Consider the following 22,099-nt stretch of genomic DNA (forward strand, 5'->3'; position numbering starts at 1 on the left):
GACCAGACACATGAACGGACTCAAAAAGACTCTCCTTCAAACCGCGTTGCTTGCGGTCACCGTTTGTGCCCTGCCAGCGCTGGCAGGCCCAGACACCTACGGGTTGGGCACAGGCAAGGACGGCGCGCTCACGGTCGCCGCAACGGGCCTTCAGGTGAACGCCTATGCGCAGGTGACGGCGGCCGCCTCTCCGGGAAACACCAGCATCACGGTGGGGACCACCACGGGCTTCGCCAACGGCGATCTGGTGCTCATCCTCCAGATGACGGGCATCACGCCCGAGCCGCCGTCGGGTGGCTCCTCGCCGGTGGACGTGACGAATGATGCCGTGGGCCGCTGGGAGCTGGCGCGGCTGACAGGCATCACCGCCTCGACCATGACCCTGGACGTACCGCTCGTGTACTCGTACGCAGCCACCGTCTCCCAGGTCATCCGGGTGCCCGAGTACACCACGGTGACCATCAACGCGACGCGCAACATCACCGCGCCGGCATGGAATGGCATGGTGGGCGGCGTCGTGGCGTTCCTGGCCAATGGCACGGTGACGAACAACTCTTCGCCGGGCTTCCTCGCCACTGGCAGGGGCTTTCGCGGTGGCACCTATGTGGATGACGTCAGCGGGGCCATCGGATGCACGGGCTTGGATGAGCCGTCCGCCACGGGAGCGGCCAAGGGCGAGGGCATCGCGTTCACGCGGTATGGCCCCACGCAGACGGGGCGCGGCCGGGTGGCCAACGGAGGCGGTGGCGGCGTGTGCTTGAACTCGGGCGGCGGCGGCGGCGGCAATGGCGGCTCTGGCGGCCAGGGCGGCAACAGCGATCTGGGCACGGACGGCAATCGCGCGGTGGGCGGCCAGGGCGGCGCGGCGCTGACGTTCGCGAGCCTGGATCACCTGCTGATGGGCGGTGGCGGTGGCGCGGGTCACGGTGACGGCGCGTCGCCGTCGGCGGGCGGTGCGGGTGGTGGCATCATCTGGTTCCGGGCCAATGCACTGGCCGGGCCTGGGAGCCTGGCGGCCAACGGCGCCACGGGCGGCAGCACGTCGGCCCAGGATGGAGCCTCGGGCGGCGGTGGTGGCGGCACCATCTATATGCGTTTCGCCACCTCGGCGGCCTGCGGACTGATCCAGGCCATTGGCGGCACCGGCGGCAGCGCGAACGGTGGCGTCCAGGTGGGCCCGGGCGGTGGTGGTGGTGGTGGCCGCATCCTGTACCAGCGGGCCACTGGTACGTGCACTCCGACGGCAGCCTCCATCATTGGCGCGAGCGCGGGTGTGCAGCAGGACTCTTCCGCTCCGGGCGGATCGCCGTACGGGGCCGGTGCAGGCGTCAACGGTAGCTCCACCACGCTGACAACCGGCTTCCCGGCCACGATGCCCGCTCCGACGGTGACGACGCCGGCCAACGGTTCGCGGACCAACAACACCAAGCCCCCCTACAACGGCACGCTGGCCACGACCGCTCCCACGGGCACCCAGGTCGCCATCTATGTGGACGGGGTCTTCGTGACGAATGTCACGCCCGATGCCTCCGGCAACTGGACGTTCACGCCCACTGCGGCGCTGGCCGAGGGCAGCCACACCATCTACGCAGTGGCCGTCAACACGGCTCAGGCCGTGCAGAGCTTGAAGAGCAACACCAACACCTTCACGGTGGACACCACGCCGCCCGCGGCGCCCGTGGTGAGCACGCCGGCCAACAACTCGGCGATCAGCGACAACCGGCCGACCTACGTGGGCACGGCGGAGGCCAACAGCACCGTCACCGTGTACGTGGACGGCGTGCTGCTTGGCACTACCACGGCCAATGCCTCGGGAGTCTGGAGCTTCGTGCAGACCGCGGCGCTGCTGGAAGGCTCGCACACGGTGAGGGCGACAGCCACGGACGTGGCGGGCAACGTCAGCCCCAGCTCCAACACCAACACCTTCACGTTGGACTACACGCCGCCCGCGGCCCCGGTGGTCAACACGCCCCCGGATGGGGCTCGGACGAACAACCCCCTGCCGCTCTACACGGGCACGGCCGAGGCCAACAGCACCGTGAGGGTGTTCGTGGATGGCGTGTCGATTGGCACCACCACGGCGACCGCCACGGGCACCTGGAGCCTCGTGCAGCCCACGACGCTCGCGGACGGCACGCACACGGTGTACGCCACGGCCACGGATGCGGCGGCCAACGTCAGCCCCAACTCCAACACCAACACGTTCCTCATCGACACCGTGCCGCCGCCCGCGCCGGTGGTGATCAACCCGCCCAATGGCTCGGTCACCAACGACAACACGCCGACCTATAGCGGCAATGCGACCGGCGCCGTCAGCGTCACCATCTACGTGGATGGCACCATCGTCGGCACTGCCTCGGTGATTGGAGGTTCCTGGACCTACACGCAGATCACCCCGCTGCCGGACGGCGTCCACACGGTGTACGTGACCTCCGTGGATGCGGCAGGCAACGTCAGTGTCCAGTCCAACACCAACACGTTCACGGTGGACACCGCGCCGCCCCCGGCGCCTGTGGTCGTCACTCCGGCCAACGGCTCGACGACCAATGACAACACGCCGACCTACAGCGGTACGGCGGAGGCCAACAGCACTGTCACCGTCATCGTGGATGGCACGGCGGTAGGCACCACTATCGCTACCGCGACTGGTTCCTGGTCGTTCACGCCGACCACGCCGATCGCGGATGGCTCGCACACGGTGAAGGCTACGGCCACGGACACCGTGGGCAACACCGGCCCCGACTCGAACACCAACACGTTCACGGTGGACACCACGCCTCCGGGAGCACCGGTGGTGGTGACTCCGGCCAACGGCTCGCGGACCAATGACAACACGCCGACCTACAGCGGCACGGCGGAGGCCAACAGCACCGTCACCGTGTACGTGGATGGCACGGCGGTGGGCACCACCACCGCCAACGCGAGCGGCAACTGGACTTTCACGCCGACCACGCCGATCGCGGACGGTTCGCACACGGTGGCCGCTCGGGCCACGGATGCTGCGGGCAACGTCAGCGTCAACTCGAACACCAACACGTTCACGGTGGACACCACGCCGCCTGCTGCGCCTGTGGTGGTGACTCCGGCCAACGGCTCTCGGACCAACGACAACACGCCGACCTACAGCGGCACGGCGGAGGCCAACAGCACCGTCACCGTCATCGTGGATGGCACGGCGGTGGGCACCGCCACCACGAACGCGAGTGGTGCCTGGTCGTTCACGCCGACCACGCCGATCGCGGATGGCTCGCACACGGTGAAGGCCACGGCCACGGACGTCGCGGGCAACACCAGCCCCGAGTCCAACACCAACACGTTCACGGTGGACACCACGCCTCCGGGAGCACCGGTGGTGGTGACTCCGGCCAACGGCTCGCGGACCAATGACAACACGCCGACCTACAGCGGTACGGCGGAGGCCAACAGCACCGTCACCGTCATCGTCGATGGCACGGCGGTGGGCACCACCACTGCGGACGCGAGCGGCAACTGGTCGTTCACGCCGACCACGCCGCTGGCGGATGGCTCGCACACGGTGGCCGCCAGGGCCACGGATGCCGCGGGCAACACGAGCGTCAACTCCAACACCAACACGTTCACGGTGGACACCACGCCTCCGGGAGCACCGGTGGTGGTGACTCCGGCCAACGGCTCGCGGACCAATGACAACACGCCGACCTACAGCGGCACGGCGGAGGCCAACAGCACCGTCACCGTGTACGTGGATGGCACGGCGGTGGGCACCACCACCGCGGACGCGAGTGGCAACTGGTCGTTCACGCCGACCACGCCGCTGGCGGATGGCTCGCACACGGTGGTTGCCAGGGCCACGGATGCCGCGGGCAACACGAGCGTCAACTCCAACACCAACACGTTCACGGTGGACACCGCGGCGCCCTCGGCCCCGGTCGTGACGACACCGGCCAACGGCTCGCGGACCAACGACACCACGCCGACCTATAGCGGCACGGCAGAGGCCAACAGCACTGTCACCGTGTACGTGGATGGCGTGTCCGTTGGCACCGCCACCACGAACGCGAGCGGCAACTGGACCTTCACGCCGACCACGCCGCTGGCGGATGGCTCGCACTCCGTCTACGCCACGGCCACGGATGCGGCGGGCAACATCAGCCCCAACTCCAACACCAACACGTTCACGGTGGACAGCACGCCGCCCTCGGCCCCTGTCGTGAATGCTCCGGCCAACGGCTCGATCACCGGCGACACCACGCCGACCTACAGCGGCACGGCCGAGCCTGGTAGCACCGTCACCATCATCGTGGATGGCAACCCCGTGGGCACCGCCACCGCGGATGGCTCGGGCATCTGGACGTTCACGCCGACCACGCCGCTGGCGGACGGTTCGCACATGGTGCGCGCCACGGCCACGGATGCGGCGGGCAACACCAGCCCCAGCTCCAACACCAACACCTTCACCGTGGACACCACGCTGCCCGCGGCTCCGGTGGTCGTCACTCCGGCCAACGGTTCGAGCACGACCGACACCACGCCGACCTACAGCGGCACGGCTGCTGCCGGCACCGCCACCGTCACGGTGTACGTGGATGGCACCTCGGTGGGCACCGCCACCGTGGATGCGAGCGGCAACTGGACGCTCACGCCGACCACTCCGCTGGCCGAGGGCAACCACAGCGTCTACGCCACGGGCACCAACGCCGCGGGCAACACCAGCGGCAACTCCAACACCAACACGTTCAGCGTGGACCTGACCGCTCCGGCGGCTCCGGTGGTGACGACGCCGGCCAACGGCTCGAGCACCAGCGACACCACGCCGACCTACAGCGGCACGGCCGAGGTGGACAGCACCGTCACCATCATCGTCGACGGCACCGTGGTGGGCACCACCACCGCGGACAGCAGCGGCAACTGGACGTTCACGCCGACCACGCCGCTGGCCGACGGGCAGCACACGGTGACGGCCACGGCCACGGATGAGGCGGGCAACGTCAGCGGCAACGCCAGCACCAACACGTTCACGGTGGATACGGGCGCTCCGGCGGCTCCGGTGGTCACCGCTCCGGCGAATGGCTCGAGCACCAACGACACCACGCCGGCCTACACCGGCACGGCGGAGCCTGGCAGCACGGTCACCATCATCGTGGACGGCAACCCCGTGGGCACCACCACGGCGGACGCCAGCGGCAACTGGAGCTTCACGCCCACCACGCCGCTGACCGAGGGTGACCACACGGTGACGGCCACGGCCACGGATGCCTCGGGCAACACCGGCCCCGCGTCCAGCGGCAACACCTTCACGGTGGACCTCACCGCTCCGGCGGCTCCCGTCGTCACCACGCCGGCCAATGGCGATGTGATTGCGGACAACACGCCGACCTACAGCGGTACGGCGGAGCCTGGCAGCACCGTCACGGTCATCGTGGACGGCAGCACGGCGGGCACCACCACCGCGGATGCCAGCGGCAACTGGACGTTCACGCCCACCACGGGCCTGGGCAACGGCGAGCACACGGTGACGGCTACGGCCACGGACGAGGCGGGCAACACCAGCGGCAACGCCAATACCAACACCTTCACGGTGGACGCCTCGGTGCCCAACGCGCCGGTGGTGACGGGCCCCGCCGATGGCACGGTGACCAACGACACCACGCCCACCATCTCGGGCACGGCCGATCCGGGCAGCACCGTGACGGTCCTCATCGATGGCACGGCCGTGGGCACCGTCACGGCGGACGCGAACGGTAACTGGACGTTCACGCCCACCACGCCGCTGGCCGATGGCCCGTACACGGTGACGGCCATCACGACCAACGCGGCGGGCAATGCCAGCCCCGCGTCCAATGAGGTCCACATCGTGGTCGACACGGCGGTGCCCGATACGTCCATCGTCTCGGGTCCCTCGGGCGACACAGACACCACGAGCGCCACGTTCGACTTCGGCTCGACCGAGGAGGGTGTGACGTATGAGTGCAGCCTCGATGGTGGCGAGTTCAAGCCGTGCTCGGATCCCACCACGTTCGAGGACCTTGCCGAGGGCGGACACACCCTCAGCGTTCGTGCCAAGGACAGCGCTGGCAACGTGGATCCGACGCCTGCGACCGCGACGTGGACTGTCGTGAAGGCCAGCCCGGAGGACATCAACTTCCGTGGCGGCGGCGTGGGTTGCGCCTCGACGGGTGGAGATCGCTCGGCGCTGGCGATGATGGGCCTGGCGGTGCTCTCGGTGCTGCTGACCCGGAAGCGTCGCGCGTAGCACCTCGTGGCCTGCCCGCTCCTAGAGAGCGGGCGGGCCCTGCGGCCCGGAGTGCCCTACTCCGGGCCGTGCGAAGTTCGAAGGGGCTTCACGCGGTTCGGCGTGCCCTCCGCCTGGCGTCCCTGGCTGCTGGGGCAGTGCTTTGAGTTCGTGGAGCTTGTCGCGAGCAACCTCATGCTGAGCATCCTTCACGAGGATGCGTTGGTAGAGCCCGATCTTCTTTGCCGGGCCGCGCGCGAGGGCTGCTTCGAGAGTGAGAACTTGCCGCTCAGCGGCCTCCTTCACCCCGGAGTGACGCGCCCGCCGATCTCCGGGAAGCGCTCGTAGGTCCGCAAGAGCGCTTCTAGATGGGCGGGGTTGTCAAGATTGAGCGGTGCATTCGTGAGCTGCACCACCCACCCGCCCGACGCCGTGCGCCGCGCTCGCGTGAGCAACTCGGCGTCGCGGGCCGGGTCCGGGAACCCGATCGCTTGCGCGGCAGCGGCGGACCAGAAGTTCAGCCACCCAAGGGAATAGGGAATCTCTGGCGAGCGGATGTGGTCGAAGAGCTTCAGGGCGGGCAACCCCCGGCGTGGGGACGGCGGTCCTTCCAGCGTGGGTGCTGTCTGATACGCGATGTCCAGCGCAGCGGCATCCGGCGTCGCATGCCCCCAGAACGCGCGTGCGCCCTCCGCTACGCCCTCCAGCATCTGCGCCGCTGCCGCGATAACGGCCTCGTCTAGCGGCAACTTCGCATGAACGTGGAGTTGCGGCTGGCCGCCCGGGCTGAGGATTGCTGGGCTCTGTCTCCCCGCAACCGTCACAGGGTAGCTCTCGTCGCCATTGCACAGGAGCGGGAGCTTTCCGCGTCTTGTCGCCTCAACGAGCCAAGCGTCGCGTTGCGGTAACTCGATGGGGCGCCCTCCTTCGCCCACTTCCCACTTCAGGAGCAAGCCGGGCAGCGCCCGTTCCATACCACTGACGACAGCGAGTGTGCGGCCGTCATTGGCCACGAGCGCTGGCGCGTAGACGGCCAGAACGAGGCGATCTCGAGTGGTCATCGTTTGCATCCCGTGACGACGATCTTGAGAGAGGGAAGGACCTTGAGCAGCGCGTCTTTGTGCGCTTGGGTGCTCACCCCAACAACGAAGTCGTATCCACAGGCCCGCGCAGCGGCAAGTTCCATGGTTAGTTGCTCCACCTCCTTCTCAATCTCCCGCTCCTGGATGAAGTCAGGGTAGGTGTCAAATAGGTGGGTCTTGATCTCCCACAGCACACGCACGCCGACTTGCAGCGCATCGAAGCGCTCACCGCCCACGAGTACGTCCATGCCGGGATAGCGGTTGGGCGGAAACTTATCGGCGCACTCGTTATGCGGGACATCCCCGCCCGCGTGCGGCACCAGGATGGGCTGGCACCCCGGGCGGCGCTCCAGTGTCACTGGGGGAGGCGGGGCGCTCCTGTTCACTCTGGGCTCCTCCGGTGCGGGGTTTGCCTCCGGCTGCTGCGCGTCCCGCGGAGCGTCTCCGGCCCAAAGGCCCGGCTCCCGGGTGGGCGGCAACACGCGCTTGTGTGGGCTCCGAGGCAGGGACTGGGGGTGAACCTGCCCTGGCTGCCCATGGGCGGGGAGGCCCGTGCCGGGTACAGCGGGTGGGCGCACAGGCGCCCAAGCGTAGGTCTCAGGCGCTTCTTGAGTCTTGGCCGCCTCTTGAGGAGTGGCGCACCCAGTTACGACAACGGCAACGGCAACGGCTTGGCGGAGTGCGCTGCAAGTTCGGAAGTTCATTTCGCGTCCTTTCAGCGAAGAGGGGGCGGTGCGGGTCAAAGCTGGGCCAGTTCCCCTCGGGAGTTGGCCAGCAAGCTCTGACAGCTTGAGCCAGGGGCGCGCGCGTCCGACAGCACCAACTCGGCCCGGGGCACGCGCCAGGACGGCAGCCCTCGTCGCAACCGCTGTGGCCGGCAGGGAGATGACGACGGTGCTTCCTACGACGGCGACTGCGCTTACCTCTCCCACGCTCGAGACGATGGCTGCCGCCTTGGTGAATACAGGTTCGGGGGACGAGGAGAGCTCGAGCCTGATGTCCCAGCTCCTCTTCGCCGTGGACCCGGGTCGGCTCATGTGGGATAGCCCCTACTCACTGGGGCTCATCCCTCGGGAGGGCGGCGGCAGCCGGATCGGCGCCTGCGTGCCAGAGGGCTCGGGCGTGGAGAAGCGACCCCTGGAGTCAGCACGCTCCCCCCGTTCGCGGGGGCCTGACTGGCGGCTGGAGCCTTGAGTGAGGGTCCGAAATGACTGCGAGCTTGTTTCTTGCGCTCCCTGTGTGGGACCCGGTGGGGTAGTCTCGAAGCGTCAGAAAGGAAAAGCCCTGCGGCCAGCCTTCGGGTGGCCGAGACCCTGCCTCGGATGAGTGCCTCCAGTCCCCTCTTCGGCGACCTCCTGCTCAAGCTCGGCATCGTCACGCCCGGCCAGGTCCAGGAAGCCCTCGCGCTCCAAGCCCTCACTGGCCAGCGTGTGGGCGAGGCCCTCATCTCCCTGGGCTACGTCACCCGCGAACAGATTCAAGACGCGCTCGGCGAGGCGCTCGGCATCAACAGCGACCGCACCGCCTCGCACCCGCCCCTGGGCGAGCTGCTCGTGGGCATGAAGTACGTCTCCCTCGGCCAGCTCGAAGAGGCGCTCGCCTTCCAACGCAAGGACGGGCGCAAGCTCGGCGAAATCCTCGTCGAGATGGGCTACTGCACCTACAAGCAAATCTACGAGGCGCTCAGCCTCCAGGGCCGCATCTCCGGCCGCCAGGAGCCCCCGCGCCCCGCCACCGAGGGCAAGCACCGCGTCATGGTGGTGGATGACAGCCCGCTGGCGTGCGCCTTCGTGCAGGAGGGCCTCGAGTCGCTGGGCTACGAGGTGCTCTGCTTCGATGATCCGTACAAGGCGCTCGAGCAGGTGAACAAGCTACAGCCGGCCATTGTCCTCAGCGACTTGGACATGCCAGGCCTGGACGGAGTGGAGTTGTGCCGGCGGCTGAAGGACGGCCCGGCGCGGCAGGTGCCCGTCATCATCCTCACCGCCAACGACAGCGAGACGGAGAAGGTGAAGGGGTTGCGCGCCGGTGCGGACGACTACGTCAACAAGTCCGCCTCCATGGACGAGCTGTCCGCGCGCATCGAGAGCGTGATGCGCCGCACCGGCGAGACGGAGCGCATGCGCCGGTTGTTCGAGCGCTACACGTCCCCCCAGGTGGTGGATGAGATTCTCAAGAGCCCGGACACCGTGGTGCTCACCGGTGAGAAGCGCGAGGTGACGGTGCTCTTCGCGGACATCCGCAACTTCACCGGGCTGGCCGAGAGCCTCGCGCCTGAAAAAGTCGTCCATGTCCTCAATGAGGTGCTCGGGCGGCTGTCGGACGCGGTGCTCACCGCGGGCGGTACGTTGGACAAGTTCCTGGGCGACGGGCTCATGGCCGTGTGGGGCGCGCCGGTGCACCGCACGGATGACGCGCTGCGGGCGCTCCAGGCGGCGAAGATGATGATGGCCGCCATGGAGGAACTGCGCACGCAGGCCCATGTGGAGTGGATGGCCAACCGGGGTGGCGACCGGCCGCTCGTGCTGGAGCTGGGCATCGGCATCAACTCGGGCGTGGTGGTGGCTGGCAACATCGGCGGCGCCATGCGGACCGAGTACACGTGCATCGGAGACGCGGTGAACGTGGCCGCACGTTTGTGTGCCCTCGCGGGCCCGGGAGAGATATTGGTGGGAGAACGCACGCGCGAGCTCGTCCAGGGCCGCGAGATGGCGTTCGAGGAGTTGCCGCCGGTCCGGCTCAAGGGCAAGCAACAGCCCGTGCCGCTCTTCCGCGCGCTGTGAAGTCATGAGCGAACAATCGAATCCCCCGCGCCCCGCTCCCACCAAGCTCTTCCTGGGAATCGCGGTGGCGGTGGCTCTCGCGGTGACGATGGTGACGGCCGCCTTCCGGCTGCACCGCCAGGATCCGTCCTGGGCGCGCATCCACGATGACCTCATCCTGCTGAACTCCGCGCTCGAGAAGTACCACGCCGATCACGGCGTCTATCCCGACGAGGGCAGTATGTGGGAGGTGCTCGTGCCCAAGTACGTGCCCTCGGTGCCGGTGGATCCGTGGGGCCGCGAGTACATCTACGAGAACAATGGCAACAAGCCGCTGCTGCTCACCTTCGGGCAGGACGGCGAGCGCGGTGGCACCGGCGCCGAGCAGGATCACCACCAGTTCGACGGCCACGTGCGCTGAGCAGCCGAGGGGGCCAGGGCTCCCCGCGCCGTTCCCGTGTCGGCCATGCGCGACCTGAGGACAGGCTTGCCATCGCTTGTCCGTGCTCGGGATGAGCACCCTGAAGCTGTCGTAGGAGGTTGCCATGTCCGTCATCTGCGTCACGAACCTGACCCCGCACTCCGTGAGAGCAGGCACCGCCGCGGCGGCGGTCGCGGCCCGGCTCGGAGAGCCCCTGGCGCTGCACGGCGTGGTCGAGCATGAAGGCTCAGGTGCTGGCGGCTTGCAGGCCGAGGCTCCTCTGAGCGAGCGACTGGAGGCGGAGGCCGAGCGCCTTCGGGGCCTGGGTGCGGAGGTGCGCACGGTGCTCCACTCGCGGCTCGACGAGGTGATCAGCGACGCGGAGTGCCGCCAGGCCCGGTGGCTGGTGGTGGCCTCGGAGGGGTGGGGGGCGTCTGCCTGGCGCCGGGGGCCGCTGCCCGAGCGGATCGTGCGCCGCGCCTGCGCTCCGGTGCTGGTGGTGCGCAACGATGGGGCACTGGTGGAATGGGCTCGGGGAAGGCGGCGGCTGACGGTGATGGTGGGGGTGGACACCTCGGAGGGGGGAGGCGGGCCCAGCGCCTTCCTGCGCTCGCTGCGCGAGGTGGGGCCGTGCGACATCATCGCCGCGTATGTCTGTTCGCCGCCGGAGGAGCGCGAGCGGCTGGGCATCCACACTCCGGTGCGCGTGGAGTTGTTGGATCCGGTGGTGCGCGGCATCCAGGCGTTGGATCCGCAGGTGGAGCATGTGCTGCTGCGCGAGGTGCGCGAGCGCGTGGGCGAGTTGCCGGGGGAGGGGCAGGTGGAGATCCACCTGGAGCCCGGCTACGGGAGACGCGCGGACCATCTGCTGCACGTGGCGCGTGAGCGGAGCGTGGATCTGCTGGTGGTGGGCACGCACCAGCGGGCGGGCCTGCAGCGGTGGTGGCACGGCTCGGTGTCCGAGGGGGTGCTGCGCCAGGCCGAGCAGTCCGTGGTGTGCGTGCCGCCTCAGCCGGTGCGGGCCCGTCCGGCCTTGCCGCCGCGCACGGTGGTGGTGCCGGTGGACTTCAGCGAGGGGAGTCTTCGAGCCATTGCCCAGGCGCGCTCACTGGTGGCCGAGGGCGGGCGCATCCACCTGCTGCACGTGCACGAGCGGCGGTTGGGGGATCCGGACTGGACGGACCACTACGGCGTGCTGCCCGAGCCGCCCGGTGAGCACCAGGAGGTGCTGCGCCGGTTGGAGGCGCTGGTACCCGAAGGGGAACTGGCGGTGCGCTGGAGCGTGGAGGGGGTGAGCGCTTCAGACATGGCGCTCGCGGTGTGCCAGGCGGCCGAGCGAGAGGGGGCCGACATGGTGTGCGTGGCTGCCTCGGAGAGCCGGCTGGGCCATGTGGGCGGGGTGGCGCGAGAGTTGATGGCGCGGTGTCACCGCCCGGTGATGGTGGTGCCGTCGGCCGCGCCGAGCAGAGAACCCCGGGGGTGGGCCCCCGAGCCCATCCACCCAGGGTGAAAATCCGTCCAGCCTGGATTCTAGAGGCCGGGAAATCGGCCTGATAGAAGTGTGAGGCATTCGACGGCCAACCCGCTGGGGCGTTAGACTGGACCCGACCTCTTTTTCCGGGAAGGAAGGTCTGACGTGCTGATACCGCGCGGCTATCGCGAAGAGGAGCTCGTCTCCAACCGCGCTTCGTTGTTGCTCTATGGGGGGACGGAGGAGGAGCGGCGTGCATGGGCGCAGGAGGCGGCGCACCATTTCGAGCACGAGGGAGCGCTCATCGAAGTTCGTCAGGCAGCGGAGTTATCCGAGGCGCTCAAGCGTCCCAAGGGCGTAGTGCTCGTCTGGGACGTGTCGAAGCTGGGGCTGGAGGCACAGGGGAACATCCTGCGGTGCCTGCAGATGCAGGAGGAGCGGCCGAAGCTGGTGTTGGGGATGACGGGTTCGGCGGACTCGGCGCTGGAGCGCGGGGCACTGCGAGAGGATCTGCACTACCGGTTGCACCAGGCGCAGGTGGATCTGACGGTGCCGGGGTTGCGAGAGGCGCTGAAGAAGCGCTGGGCGGTGCTGGCGGAGCAACGCGCGGTGAAGGAAGCGGCCGAGCGCGAGGCAGCCGAGAGTGAGCGTCAGGCGGCCCTGGTGCGCAAGCCGGGCACGGTGACGCGGTTGGCTCCGCAGCAGCGCAAGGTGCAGTCCTCGAAGGCAGCTCCGCGCAAGGCCAGCCGCAGGTAGCGAGCCGGAGAGGCACGGTGTCCGGCGAGTCTGGCCCAACTGGTACTACAGGCATACCAGTTGGCTGGTACTCGCCGGGACACGGGCAGGAGCCCGGTGACGCAGGCATGGACGCGGACCCACGGTCCATGGCGCACAGGTCGCGGGCCCCTCGTCTCGGTGCGGGTCCCCCCGTCGGCTGACGGGTCCTCCCGCACCGGCCGTCCCGCTCTTCCAGGGGACACGGCTCAACTGCCCGGAGTGGATTCGTGAATGCCACTCCCGAGATGGCGCGGATCAGCGGCCGGTATGGCGGTGCTTCTGTCCGCGCTTCACCTTGAACCCAGGAGCCTGCGCCGCTGCCTTGGAGCGCTTGGGGGCAGCTCCCGGCATCGTCTTGCGGCCCGCCTCCCGGAGTGCCACGGGCTGGGTCTCGGTGTTCACGCGGCGGCTCTTGGTGGAAGCACCCACGGCGCTCCTCGTCGCCGGAGCCTTCTTCATCACCACGTCCTTGAGGGACTGCTCCCGGATGACATCCTGCTTGGGTGCACGCGCCGTGGTGCGCGAGACCTTCGCCGGAGCCTTCGGCGCGGCAGCCTGGATGGGCTCGCTGGCCGGAGCGGCCTTCTGGCCCATCATGGACTCCTCCGTGGTGCGGACCTTGGGAGCGCGACGGCCCAGCTTCTCCTGGAGCTTGTCCACCGTCTTCACCGCGGCCACCGTCGTCTCCACCAGCGCGCGCGCCCCGCGAGTGCCGGCCTTCGCCGCTACCTCCACGCCCCGCGTGCTCACCTTCGCCGCCGCCTTCTTCACCTTGTCCACCAGTCCACGCCTGAGTGTCGCCATGTCATCCTCGGGATTTGGGAAGCCATTTCGCTTCGGCGAAAGGTAGTCACGCGCCGACCCGCGTGAAGCCGGGGGACAGCCTGCCCGCCTGCTGTCACACTCCAGGGAAGCACACTGTCCGCTACGCACCTTTCGAGAGAGGTGAATGACATGAGCGACTCGCGGCTCGAACTCATCCAGGGCGACATCACGAAGATCTCCTCGGATGCCATCGTCAACGCCGCCAACACCTCCCTCCTCGGCGGCGGAGGCGTGGACGGCGCCATCCACCGAGCCGCGGGCCCCGAACTGGTGATGGAGTGCCGCATGCTCAACGGCTGCCCCACCGGCGAGGCGCGCATCACCCGGGGTTACAAGCTTCCCGCACGCCACGTCATCCACACCGTCGGCCCGCGCTGGCAGGGCGGAGGACGAAGCGAGGCAGGCTATCTCGCCCGCTGCTACCAGAGCGTCTTCGCGCTCGTGGAGAAACACGGGCTGCGCTCGGTGGTCTTTCCCTCCATCTCCACGGGCATCTTTGGCTATCCCATCGAGAAGGCCTCGCGAATCGCCCTGCGGGAGATCCACGCCGCGCTCCAGCGGCTGCCCCAGTTGGAGAAGGTGACGGTGGTCCTCTTCACCCCGTGGGACCTGGAGGTGTACCAGCGAGCCCTGGCCGGCGAGCCCGAGCCGGCAGGGGAACTCGGACGATGACGTCTCCGGAGCGCCGTACGCGGGGACGGACCGCACGCTCCCGGCTCCGGGCGCTCGATGCCTATCTGTGCCGGTGCGAGCGCCCACTGCTGGAACGCCAGGACGGATCCTGGCGCGAAGCCGCCTTTCTCGACGTCGGCTTCGGCGAGCACCCGTGGACCACGCTGGAGAGCGCCGAGGCCTTCCGGGAGCTGAACCCCTCGCTGCCCGTCATCGGAGTGGAAGCCGATGAAGGCCGAGCCGCCGTCGCAGTGCGCCACGAGGACTCACTCACGCGGTTCCGTCACGGAGGCTTCGATTGGGCCTCCACGGCGAGTCAGCCCACGAGGCTGGTACGCGCGATGAACATCCTGCGCCAGTACCGCCCCGAGGACGTGGAGACGGCCCACGCGGAATTGGGCTGGGCGCTGCTGCCGGGAGGCCTGGTGGTGGAGGGCAGCACGGACACCCAGGGAGGTATCACCGTGGCCTACCTGCTGCGGCGCACTCCCGAGGGCCTCACCCGCGAGGCCCTGCTCTTTCACACGGACTTCCACCACGGCTTCGCCCCACTGCTCTTCCGGGACTGGCTCCCCAGGGACTTGCGTCGCCGGGTGCAGCCCGAGGAGCCCATCCACGTCTTCTTCACCGCCTGGACGCAGGCCTGGACCGAGGCTCGGGAGCACGGCGCCTGGGAGCCGAAGAGTGCCTTCCGGGAAGGTGCCCTCCGTCTCGCCGCCTCCACGGGAGCCGTGGCCACCGAGCCCTGGCTGCTGGAGAACGGTTACCTGCGGTGGCAGCCCCCCAGCGGCGTGCCCCGCCCCAACCCCGAGTCACCCCCTATATAAGGAGGCGCGAGCCTCCCTCGAGGCCCACAGCTCGGGCGGGGTCACCGGCTCCGGCTCCGGCTCCGGCTCCGCGGCGCCAATCCGCACCCGGCGCACCAGCGAGCCCATCGGCTCATAGAGCCAACCGCACAGCCACCAGAACGGCGCGTAGTCCAGGCGGATCAGCCCGTTCACGTTCCACGGAGACGCTGAGTAGTCCCACGGGCAGCGTCCAATGGCCGCCACCAGCACCGCCCCCGCCACGTACTCCACCGCGAAGCACACCGCCATGCCCACCAGCGCCCGCGTCGCACGGCTCAGTCCGACGCGCTGCAGCATCCCCGTGAGCCGCTCGCCCAACAGCAGCCCCGCGCCCCAGATGGGGTGCATCCACAGGTACGAGTACCCCATCAACCTCAGGTCCCCCACCCCCGTGGCCAGGTCCAACACCGAGGTGAAGAGGCACTCGATGCACCACCCCAGCAGCCCGTAGACGATGAACCGCCCGAGCCACCCCAAGCGCTGATCGCCGGGTCCGATCTGACAGGTTGTGTCCCCCCCACCCCTCATCCGCGCCTCCCACGCCTCTCGTGGCGTGAGAGAACATGGGTTTCACCCCCTACCCACCGCAAGACGTCCCATGGACAGTGTCTTGCGCAAGGTCGGAATTCCCGGGCAGACTGTTAACCCCCAGTCGCTCTCTCCAACACAATCCCCCGGAGTTCGAACATGTCCCAGGACACCGCCCCCCGCCCCAAGCGTGGTCTCAAGCGTCCCGTCGAAGTCGTCCGCGCCGAGCTGCTCAAGGATGCGGACACCAAGCGCATCGCCAAGGCGGTGGGCATGGAGCTCGAGGCCTATGTGGAGCTGGTACTCCAGTACGCCCAGGACAAGGACAAGGAGCCCGTGCTCGACGTGGCCACGGACGAGGACCTGCAGGCCAACGGCTTCAGCACCCCGTCCGCCGAGGACGTCGCCAACTTCCTCATCAAGGGCGCCAAGGGTGAACTGGGCGTCAACCAGGAGTTCGAGAAGTCCGGCTTCGAGAACTCCAAGGGCCCCAAGGGGCCGTCCCTGGCGGGCTCCCCGACTGGGGAAGTCCCCAAGGGCGACCCGTCCCTGATGGACCAGGTGAAGAAGGGACGTAACTAGTCGGCTCGCTCGCAGTGAAAAAAATGATCGGGAAATAGGCGGGTAGGAAACCTTTTCACGCCCCCCCCGATAACCTCTTTGTACCTTCACTCTCTCCAAAAAATTCGAAAGCGAGCCAAGTCATGGGCCTCTTTTCCTCCATCAAGAATGCGTTCAAGGCTGTCGGCGACATCGCGGGCAAGGTTGGCGGCATCGCCAGCAAGGTTGCCAACATCGGCAGCAAGGTGCTCGGCGTCATCAGCAAGCCCCTGTCCGAGCTCACCAAGCCCATCAAGGACCTGGTCGGCAAGTTCGCTGACAAGCTCCCCTTCGGTCTGAACAAGATCGTCAAGCCCTTCGCTGACAAGTTCATCGACGGCGCCGCCAGCTTCCTGAACAAGAACGTGCTGGGCGGCATCGGCGGCCTGGCGGGCGCGGCCAAGACGGTGGGCGACATCACCAACATCGCCGAGACGGTCGGCGGCGTGGCCAACAAGGTCGGCGCGTTCTCCAACGACATCGCCACCGGCAACTGGCAGCAGCTGATCGCCCACGCGCAGGGCGCCCTGGTGGAGTGAGACTCCCCCGCCTGAACAAGGCGCGTTGAACACTCTGGGCCGGTCCCCGATGAGGGGGCTGGCCCTTTGTTATTTCCAGGGGTTATGCGCCCCCGGCCACCGTCTCGCGGGCCAGCCGGTCCGCGTCGCGCAGCAGCTTCTCGAAGGCCGCGTCGTCCGCGCTCTCGTAGTAGCCGCGAATCTCTCCGGTGCCGTCCACGAGCACGAAGTGGTTGCCGTGGAAGATGCCCATCACGTCCGCCTCGTCCAGGTTCTCGCGGCCCATGGAGATCTTGAAGCTGTTGACCACCGTGTCCTTGAGGCGGGCGTAGTCGCCGGTGAGGAAGCTCCAGCGGGCGGCGTTGGCGCCGTGCTTGTGGGCGTACTCGGCCAGGCGCTCGGGGGTGTCGTAGGTGGGGTCCACCGAGAAGGAGACCAGCTGCAGCTGGGGCCCGAAGGCGTCCGTCTCCTTCTGCACCCGGGCCATCTTCCGGGTGAAGGCGGGGCAGACGGTGGGGCAGCGGGTGAAGATGAAGTTGGCCACGTAGGGGTGGCCGCGCAGCTGCGCCGAGCCGAACGCCGAGCCGTCCTGACGGGTGAAGGCGAAGTCCGGCAGGGTGCCGAGCCGAGGCAGCGACTCGGACGGGGCCTGGGAGCGCAGGAAGCCGAGGGTGAGCGCCGCGAGGCCGAAGGCGAAGACGGCGACTCCCAGCCAGAGGGCCGGGTGGCGCAGCAGGGAAGGCTGTGCCGGGGTGGCGGGGGTGGCAGCGGTGTCAGCGGACATAGGCGTGCACGGGACTAACGGATGTGGCTCGGGAGCACAAGCGACGGGTTGACGCAGCGCGGCGGCAGGAGGGCCAGCGAGCGCTACCGAGGAGCCGGTGGAGTGCGGGCGGCCGTGCGGGTGAGGGAGGCGGAGGGAGCCGGCGACGCTTGAGAGGAGGGAGGGGGCATGGTAGCCGGTGAAGCTTGCCGATGCCCCGTGTCCGTCCCGTCCTCGGTGTCCCTGTGGCGCTCTCCCGGCGGGAGAGGGCTGGAGCGCCGGTGCCCTGCGTCTCGAGCGGCCCGCGCTGGGCTCGGGAGCGGTGGGTGGCGAGGCTCGGGACGCTGGTGGCCGTGGGGCTGTGCCTGCTCCCGGCCTGGGTGCTGGCATGTCCCACCTGCGTGGCGCGTCCGCCGGAGTCCATGGTGCGCTCGGCGCTGCTGGTGGGGGGCATGCTGCTGTTGCCGTTCCTGCTGGTGGCGCTCGGAGTGTGGGCGGCCGTGCGGACGGCGCGAGGTGATGCGAAGAGGAGCGATTGATGGATGCCGTGCCCGAGCCTCCTGGAGCTACCTCGCGCCACAGCGCGTTGGCTGTGGCGCTGCCCGAGGATGCGAGCACCCATGGGCACCGGATCGACTCGCTGCTGGAGCTGAGCCACCACTTCGACTTCGTCCTGGCGGTGGTGATGGTGGGGTGGCTGGCGTGGATGCTGGTGCGCTTCCGAGGCGCTCGGCAGGTGCCCGCGGACGGTGGCACGCGTCGCAGCCGCACGCTGGTGATGGTGGCGGCGCTGACGGTGTTCGGCGTGGTGGATGGCTCTCTGTTCGCGCGATCGCTGGGCTACCAGGATGACGTGCTGTGGAACTTCGACGTGCCGGCCGGCAACCCGGACACGGTGCGCCTGGAACTGAACGCGCGGCAGTGGGCGTGGGAGGTGCGGTACGCGGGAGAGGACGGGCGCTTCAACACGGCGGATGACGTGGTGACGTGGAGCGACCTGCGGGTGCCGGTGGGCGTGCCGGTGTGGGTGCAGCTGGCGTCCACGGATGTGGTGCATGGGTTCTCGCTGCCGAACTTCCGGGTGAAGCTGGACGCGATTCCGGGGCGGGTGAACCAGACGTGGTTTCAGGCGGCGAAGCCGGGCGTGTGGGAGGTGGCCTGCTACCAGCACTGCGGTACGAGCCACTACAAGATGCGAGGCACGCTGACGGTGATGGCGCCGGAGGAGTACGCGGCGTGGCTGCGCGAGGCGAGCCGGCAGGCCAAGCGGGCCTATGACGATTCGGACAAGGCGGCGCACTGGGGCTGGGAGTGGAGGCCCAAGCCATGAGGCTCTTCTCCACGGATCATAAGGTGGTGGCGCGGCAGTTCCTGTGGGCGGGGCTGGGCTTCCTGGCGGTGGGCGGGTTGCTGGCGCTGCTCATCCGCTGGCAGTGGGCGTACCCGGGCAAGGCGGTGCCGGGGCTTGGGTGGGCGCTGCCCAGCTCGGGCGGAGCGCTGACGCCTCCGGCGTACACGGGCGTGTTCACCATGCACGGACTGGTGATGGTGTTCTTCGCCATCACCCCGCTGCTGATTGGAGCGCTGGGCAACTTCGTGGTGCCGTTGGCGGTGGGTGCGCGAGGCATGGCGTTCCCCCGGCTGTCGGCGCTGAGCTTCTGGACGTTCGCCACGGGTGGGGCGCTGGTGCTGGCCTCGTTCTTCGTGAGGCTGGGGACGGCGAGCGCGGCGTGGACGAGCTACCCGCCGCTGTCCACGCACGTGTTCACGCCCGGGGTGGGGCAGACGCTGGTGATGGTGGGCGTGGTGTGCGCGGCGCTCTCGTCGTTCCTGAGCGCGGTAAACTACGTGGTGACGGTGGTGCGAGCCCGCGCGCCGGGGATGACGTGGGGCCGGTTGCCGCTGACGGTGTGGGGGCTGTTCCTCACGTCGGTGCTGAACCTGTTGTTCATCCCGGTGGTGGCGGCGGCCACGGGGATGGTGTTGCTGGATCGGCTGGCGGGCACGCACTTCTTCCTGGAGGGCGCGGCGGTGCAGGCGGGCGGAGACCCGATGCTGTACCAGCACCTGTTCTGGATGTTCGGGCATCCGGAGGTCTACATCCTCATCCTGCCGGGCTGGGGGATGATCGGGGACATGGTGGCCTTCTTCAGCCGGCGGCCGGCGCACGGGTACCGAGGCACGGTGCTGGCGATGAGCGCGGTGTCCTCGCTGTCCGGGCTGGTGTACGCGCACCACCTGTTCACGAGTGGCCTGTCGCCGATGCTGGGGCGGGCGTTCAGCACGCTGACGCTGATCATCTCGTTGCCGTCGACGGTGATGTTCCTCAACTGGATGGTGACGATGTGGCGCGGGAGCGTGCGGCTCACGGCGCCACTGCTGGCGGCGGTAGGGGCGATGGTGGTGTTCGGGCTGGGAGGGATTACGGGCCTGGCGCTGGGCGCGGTGGCCACGGACATTCCGCTGCACGGGACGATGTGGGTGGTGGGTCACTTCCACCTGACGATGGGCGCGGCGAGCTTCCTGGCGGTGTTCGCGGGGATCTACTTCTGGTTCCCGAAGATGTTCGGGCGGACGATGCACGCGGGGATGGCGAAGACGCACGTGGTGCTGACGGCGCTGCTCTTCCTGGCGGTGTTCGGCGGGCAGCTGCTCACGGGATACGCGGGGCAATTGCGGCGGTTGTATGACCCGTACCAGTACCAGTACCTGCAGCACCTGCTGACGCTGAACAAGGCGACGAGCCACTCGGCGTTCACGCTGGGGCTGGTGCAGCTGCTGTTCGTGGTGAACCTGGTGTGGTCGCTGCGCAGGGGACCGGCGGCGGATGCGAACCCGTGGCAGGTGGGGACGCTCGAGTGGACGTGCGCGCCGAGCCCGCCGCCCGTGGACAACTACCCGCAGGTGCCGGTGGTGGTGCGAGGGCCGCATGCGCTCTCGCAGCCGGAGGCGCATGAGCTGCTAGGGCGTGACTGGATCGGCCAGGCGGAGGCGTTGCCGGGTGAGGCTCCCCAGGCCGAGGCGAGTGCGCCGGAGCTGGCTCCGCCGATGCCGAGCGCGGGAGGTGTGGGATGACGCCCGGACAGGCACCTGTTCCCGCCACGCGAGCGGATGAGGTGACGGCGTGGTTCGGCGTGGTGGTGGGGCTGGGCGCGTGGGCGATGTTCTTCGCGGCGCTGGCGTTCTCGGTGGGCTACCTGCGGATGCGCGAGCCCTGGCCTCTGCTGGGGATGCCTGCGTTGCCGACGCTCCTCCCGTTGGTGGCGGTGCTGTTGCTGGGAGCGGCGGGAGTGCTGCTGCACCTGAGCGGGCGGGCGGCGAGGGTGACGCTGTTCGCGGCGGGAGCGCTGGGCGCGTGGGTGGCCTCGCTTGCGGTGCAGGGCTTTGTGTTGAGCACGCTGTGGAGCGCGGGACTGCAGCTGCCCCAGGGAGGAGCGCAGGCCTCGATGGTGTACGGGCTGGGCGCGGTGCACGGCGCGCACGTGGTTGTGGGATTGCTGGGAGTGGTGCGCGAGCTGGTGCGAGGAGCGCGAGGCACGGATGTGCACGCAGCGGTGCGGCTCTGGGGCATCTACGGAGCGTTCCTGGCGGTGACGGGGCTGATCCTCTTCGGAGCGGTGTACCTGCCATGAACGCGAGACGCGCGGTGCTCACAGTGCTGTCGGTGCTCACAGTGGCCGGGCTGGGATGCAGCTCGCAGGCGCCGAAGCTCGAGCCGCTGAAGCTGGGAGACGGGCGCGCGGTCGCGGCGGAGACGCTGGAGCGCGGGCGGGACGTGTACGTGTACTACTGCGTGTCCTGCCACGGGGAGAAAGGGGACGGGCAGGGGCCGTCCGCGGTGGGGATGCGTCCACCGCCGCGGAGCTTCCGGCAGGGGCTGTTCAAGTTCGGCGGAGTGTCCGCGGGCGAGCTGCCCACGGACGAGGCGCTGAAGCGCACGGTGCGGCGAGGGCTGCACGGCACCTCGATGCAGGGCTGGGGCGTGCCGGAGGCGGACGTGGAGGCGGTGGTGCAATACCTGAAGACGTTCAGCCCGCGCTGGCAGCAGGAGGCGCCGGGCAACCCGCTGGAGCTGTCAGCGGATCCGTGGAAGGGCCGCGAGGCGGAGGCGGTGGAGCGGGGCAAGGAGGTCTACCACGTGGCGGGCAAGGGGCACGCGGGGTGCTCGGGTTGCCACATCTCGTATCTGTCTCGGCCGGAGCTGGAGGCGCTCACGGAGAAGGTGACGGGGCGCAAGGTGGATTTGAGCAAGGCCGATCCGTACACGCAGATGGCGAGGGACTCGGACTACGCGGTGGCGGTGGATGAGAAGGGAGAGGTGGCGCAGACAGCGAAGGTGCTACCCCCGGACTTCCTGATGCAGCGGCTGCGCACGGTGTGGCCGACGGGCACGAAGGTGGAGGGTGCCGATTACACGCAGGAGCGGCAGCGGGAGGACCTGTACCGGGTCATCTCGGCGGGCGTGGGAGGCGCGGCGATGCCGACGTGGAAGGGCGCCATCCCCGAGGAGAACCTGTGGGCGCTCGCGTACTACGTGCAGACGCTCGTCACTCAGCGGGACACGCCCGAGGGCCGCGCGCTCAAGGAGCAACTGCTCCACCCCGCGAAGTGACACGGCCGG

General features: G+C 68.9%; 20 protein-coding genes. 15 read left to right on the forward strand and 5 right to left on the reverse strand.

Annotated elements, in window-relative coordinates; genetic code table 11:
* Positions 1-10: 10 nt before the first annotated feature.
* The gene (agmC, locus tag KY501_RS46700) at positions 11-6,232 is read left to right on the forward strand and encodes an adventurous gliding motility protein AgmC (protein ID WP_224371527.1); all 6,222 of its coding nucleotides are present in this window, start codon (positions 11-13) and stop codon (positions 6,230-6,232) included.
* A gap of 281 nt (positions 6,233-6,513) precedes the next feature.
* Here agmC and KY501_RS46705 read toward each other — a convergent pair whose 3' ends face one another.
* Complete coding sequence (locus KY501_RS46705) at positions 6,514-7,272, reverse strand: DUF5953 family protein (protein ID WP_224371529.1); 759 nt, start codon at positions 7,270-7,272, stop codon at positions 6,514-6,516.
* Complete coding sequence (locus KY501_RS54475; RefSeq protein WP_373691726.1) at positions 7,269-7,679, reverse strand: DUF6310 domain-containing protein; 411 nt, start codon at positions 7,677-7,679, stop codon at positions 7,269-7,271. The genes KY501_RS46705 and KY501_RS54475 overlap by 4 nt, the downstream gene beginning before the upstream one ends.
* A gap of 610 nt (positions 7,680-8,289) precedes the next feature.
* On the opposite strand from KY501_RS54475, the gene KY501_RS46715 reads away from it, so the two are divergent.
* The 5 genes from KY501_RS46715 (at position 8,290) to KY501_RS46735 (ending at position 12,703) form a co-directional block, all read left to right on the forward strand.
* Entirely contained in the window at positions 8,290-8,487 is a 198-nt protein-coding gene (locus KY501_RS46715; RefSeq protein ID WP_224371533.1) for a hypothetical protein, read from the forward strand.
* Between the two features lie 128 nt (positions 8,488-8,615).
* Positions 8,616-10,076 (forward strand): cyclic di-GMP-binding domain-containing protein, MshE-related, encoded by a 1,461-nt coding sequence (locus tag KY501_RS46720; protein ID WP_224371535.1) that lies wholly within the window; start codon positions 8,616-8,618, stop codon positions 10,074-10,076.
* Between the two features lie 4 nt (positions 10,077-10,080).
* Positions 10,081-10,476 carry a type II secretion system protein GspG gene (locus KY501_RS46725; protein WP_224371538.1) on the forward strand — a complete coding sequence of 132 codons (396 nt, stop codon included), beginning with the start codon at positions 10,081-10,083 and terminating at the stop codon, positions 10,474-10,476.
* Positions 10,477-10,600: 124 nt separating this feature from the next.
* Complete coding sequence (locus tag KY501_RS46730; protein WP_224371540.1) at positions 10,601-11,986, forward strand: universal stress protein; 1,386 nt, start codon at positions 10,601-10,603, stop codon at positions 11,984-11,986.
* A gap of 129 nt (positions 11,987-12,115) precedes the next feature.
* Positions 12,116-12,703, forward strand: a complete 588-nt coding sequence (locus KY501_RS46735) for a Fis family transcriptional regulator (protein ID WP_224371620.1) — start codon at positions 12,116-12,118, stop codon at positions 12,701-12,703.
* Positions 12,704-12,979: 276 nt separating this feature from the next.
* Here the strand turns inward: KY501_RS46735 and KY501_RS46740 are convergent, their stop codons facing one another.
* The gene (locus tag KY501_RS46740) at positions 12,980-13,528 is read right to left on the reverse strand and encodes a hypothetical protein (RefSeq protein WP_224371541.1); all 549 of its coding nucleotides are present in this window, start codon (positions 13,526-13,528) and stop codon (positions 12,980-12,982) included.
* Positions 13,529-13,678: 150 nt separating this feature from the next.
* On the opposite strand from KY501_RS46740, the gene KY501_RS46745 reads away from it, so the two are divergent.
* Together KY501_RS46745 and KY501_RS46750 are read left to right on the forward strand one after the other, a co-directional pair.
* Complete coding sequence (locus tag KY501_RS46745; protein WP_224371543.1) at positions 13,679-14,221, forward strand: O-acetyl-ADP-ribose deacetylase; 543 nt, start codon at positions 13,679-13,681, stop codon at positions 14,219-14,221.
* Entirely contained in the window at positions 14,218-15,048 is an 831-nt protein-coding gene (locus tag KY501_RS46750) for a methylase (RefSeq protein WP_224371545.1), read from the forward strand. The genes KY501_RS46745 and KY501_RS46750 overlap by 4 nt, the downstream gene beginning before the upstream one ends.
* Here KY501_RS46750 and KY501_RS46755 read toward each other — a convergent pair.
* The gene (locus KY501_RS46755) at positions 15,034-15,597 is read right to left on the reverse strand and encodes a putative ABC transporter permease (RefSeq protein WP_224371547.1); all 564 of its coding nucleotides are present in this window, start codon (positions 15,595-15,597) and stop codon (positions 15,034-15,036) included. The two genes, KY501_RS46750 and KY501_RS46755, sit on opposite strands and share 15 nt — an antisense overlap.
* 159 nt (positions 15,598-15,756) lie before the next feature.
* Between KY501_RS46755 and KY501_RS46760 the strand changes: the two genes are divergently transcribed.
* Both KY501_RS46760 and KY501_RS46765 read left to right on the forward strand, forming a co-directional pair.
* Positions 15,757-16,179: a hypothetical protein gene (locus KY501_RS46760; protein ID WP_224371549.1), complete on the forward strand. Its 423-nt coding sequence runs from the start codon at positions 15,757-15,759 to the stop codon at positions 16,177-16,179.
* A 122-nt stretch (positions 16,180-16,301) separates the two neighbouring features.
* Entirely contained in the window at positions 16,302-16,736 is a 435-nt protein-coding gene (locus tag KY501_RS46765; protein WP_224371551.1) for a hypothetical protein, read from the forward strand.
* Between the two features lie 82 nt (positions 16,737-16,818).
* Here KY501_RS46765 and KY501_RS46770 read toward each other — a convergent pair whose 3' ends face one another.
* Positions 16,819-17,499, reverse strand: coding sequence for an SCO family protein (locus KY501_RS46770; protein WP_224371553.1), 681 nt, complete (start codon positions 17,497-17,499; stop codon positions 16,819-16,821).
* 191 nt (positions 17,500-17,690) lie between these two features.
* Between KY501_RS46770 and KY501_RS46775 the strand changes: the two genes are divergently transcribed.
* Genes KY501_RS46775 through KY501_RS53490 form a run of 5 tightly spaced genes read left to right on the forward strand, consistent with a single transcriptional unit; the run spans position 17,691 to position 22,090 of the window.
* Positions 17,691-18,017 carry a hypothetical protein gene (locus tag KY501_RS46775; protein WP_224371555.1) on the forward strand — a complete coding sequence of 109 codons (327 nt, stop codon included), beginning with the start codon at positions 17,691-17,693 and terminating at the stop codon, positions 18,015-18,017.
* The gene (locus KY501_RS46780; RefSeq protein WP_224371556.1) at positions 18,017-18,808 is read left to right on the forward strand and encodes a cytochrome c oxidase subunit II; all 792 of its coding nucleotides are present in this window, start codon (positions 18,017-18,019) and stop codon (positions 18,806-18,808) included. Before KY501_RS46775 ends, KY501_RS46780 begins: the two co-directional genes overlap by 1 nt.
* Complete coding sequence (locus tag KY501_RS46785) at positions 18,805-20,553, forward strand: cytochrome c oxidase subunit I (protein WP_224371558.1); 1,749 nt, start codon at positions 18,805-18,807, stop codon at positions 20,551-20,553. The genes KY501_RS46780 and KY501_RS46785 overlap by 4 nt, the downstream gene beginning before the upstream one ends.
* Positions 20,550-21,110 carry a cytochrome C oxidase subunit III gene (locus tag KY501_RS46790; protein WP_224371560.1) on the forward strand — a complete coding sequence of 187 codons (561 nt, stop codon included), beginning with the start codon at positions 20,550-20,552 and terminating at the stop codon, positions 21,108-21,110. The genes KY501_RS46785 and KY501_RS46790 overlap by 4 nt, the downstream gene beginning before the upstream one ends.
* Positions 21,107-22,090 carry a cytochrome c gene (locus KY501_RS53490; RefSeq protein WP_255637403.1) on the forward strand — a complete coding sequence of 328 codons (984 nt, stop codon included), beginning with the start codon at positions 21,107-21,109 and terminating at the stop codon, positions 22,088-22,090. Before KY501_RS46790 ends, KY501_RS53490 begins: the two co-directional genes overlap by 4 nt.
* Positions 22,091-22,099: the final 9 nt, after the last annotated feature.

This window comes from Hyalangium versicolor (genome assembly GCF_020103695.1).
In the GTDB taxonomy this organism is placed as follows: domain Bacteria; phylum Myxococcota; class Myxococcia; order Myxococcales; family Myxococcaceae; genus Hyalangium; species Hyalangium versicolor.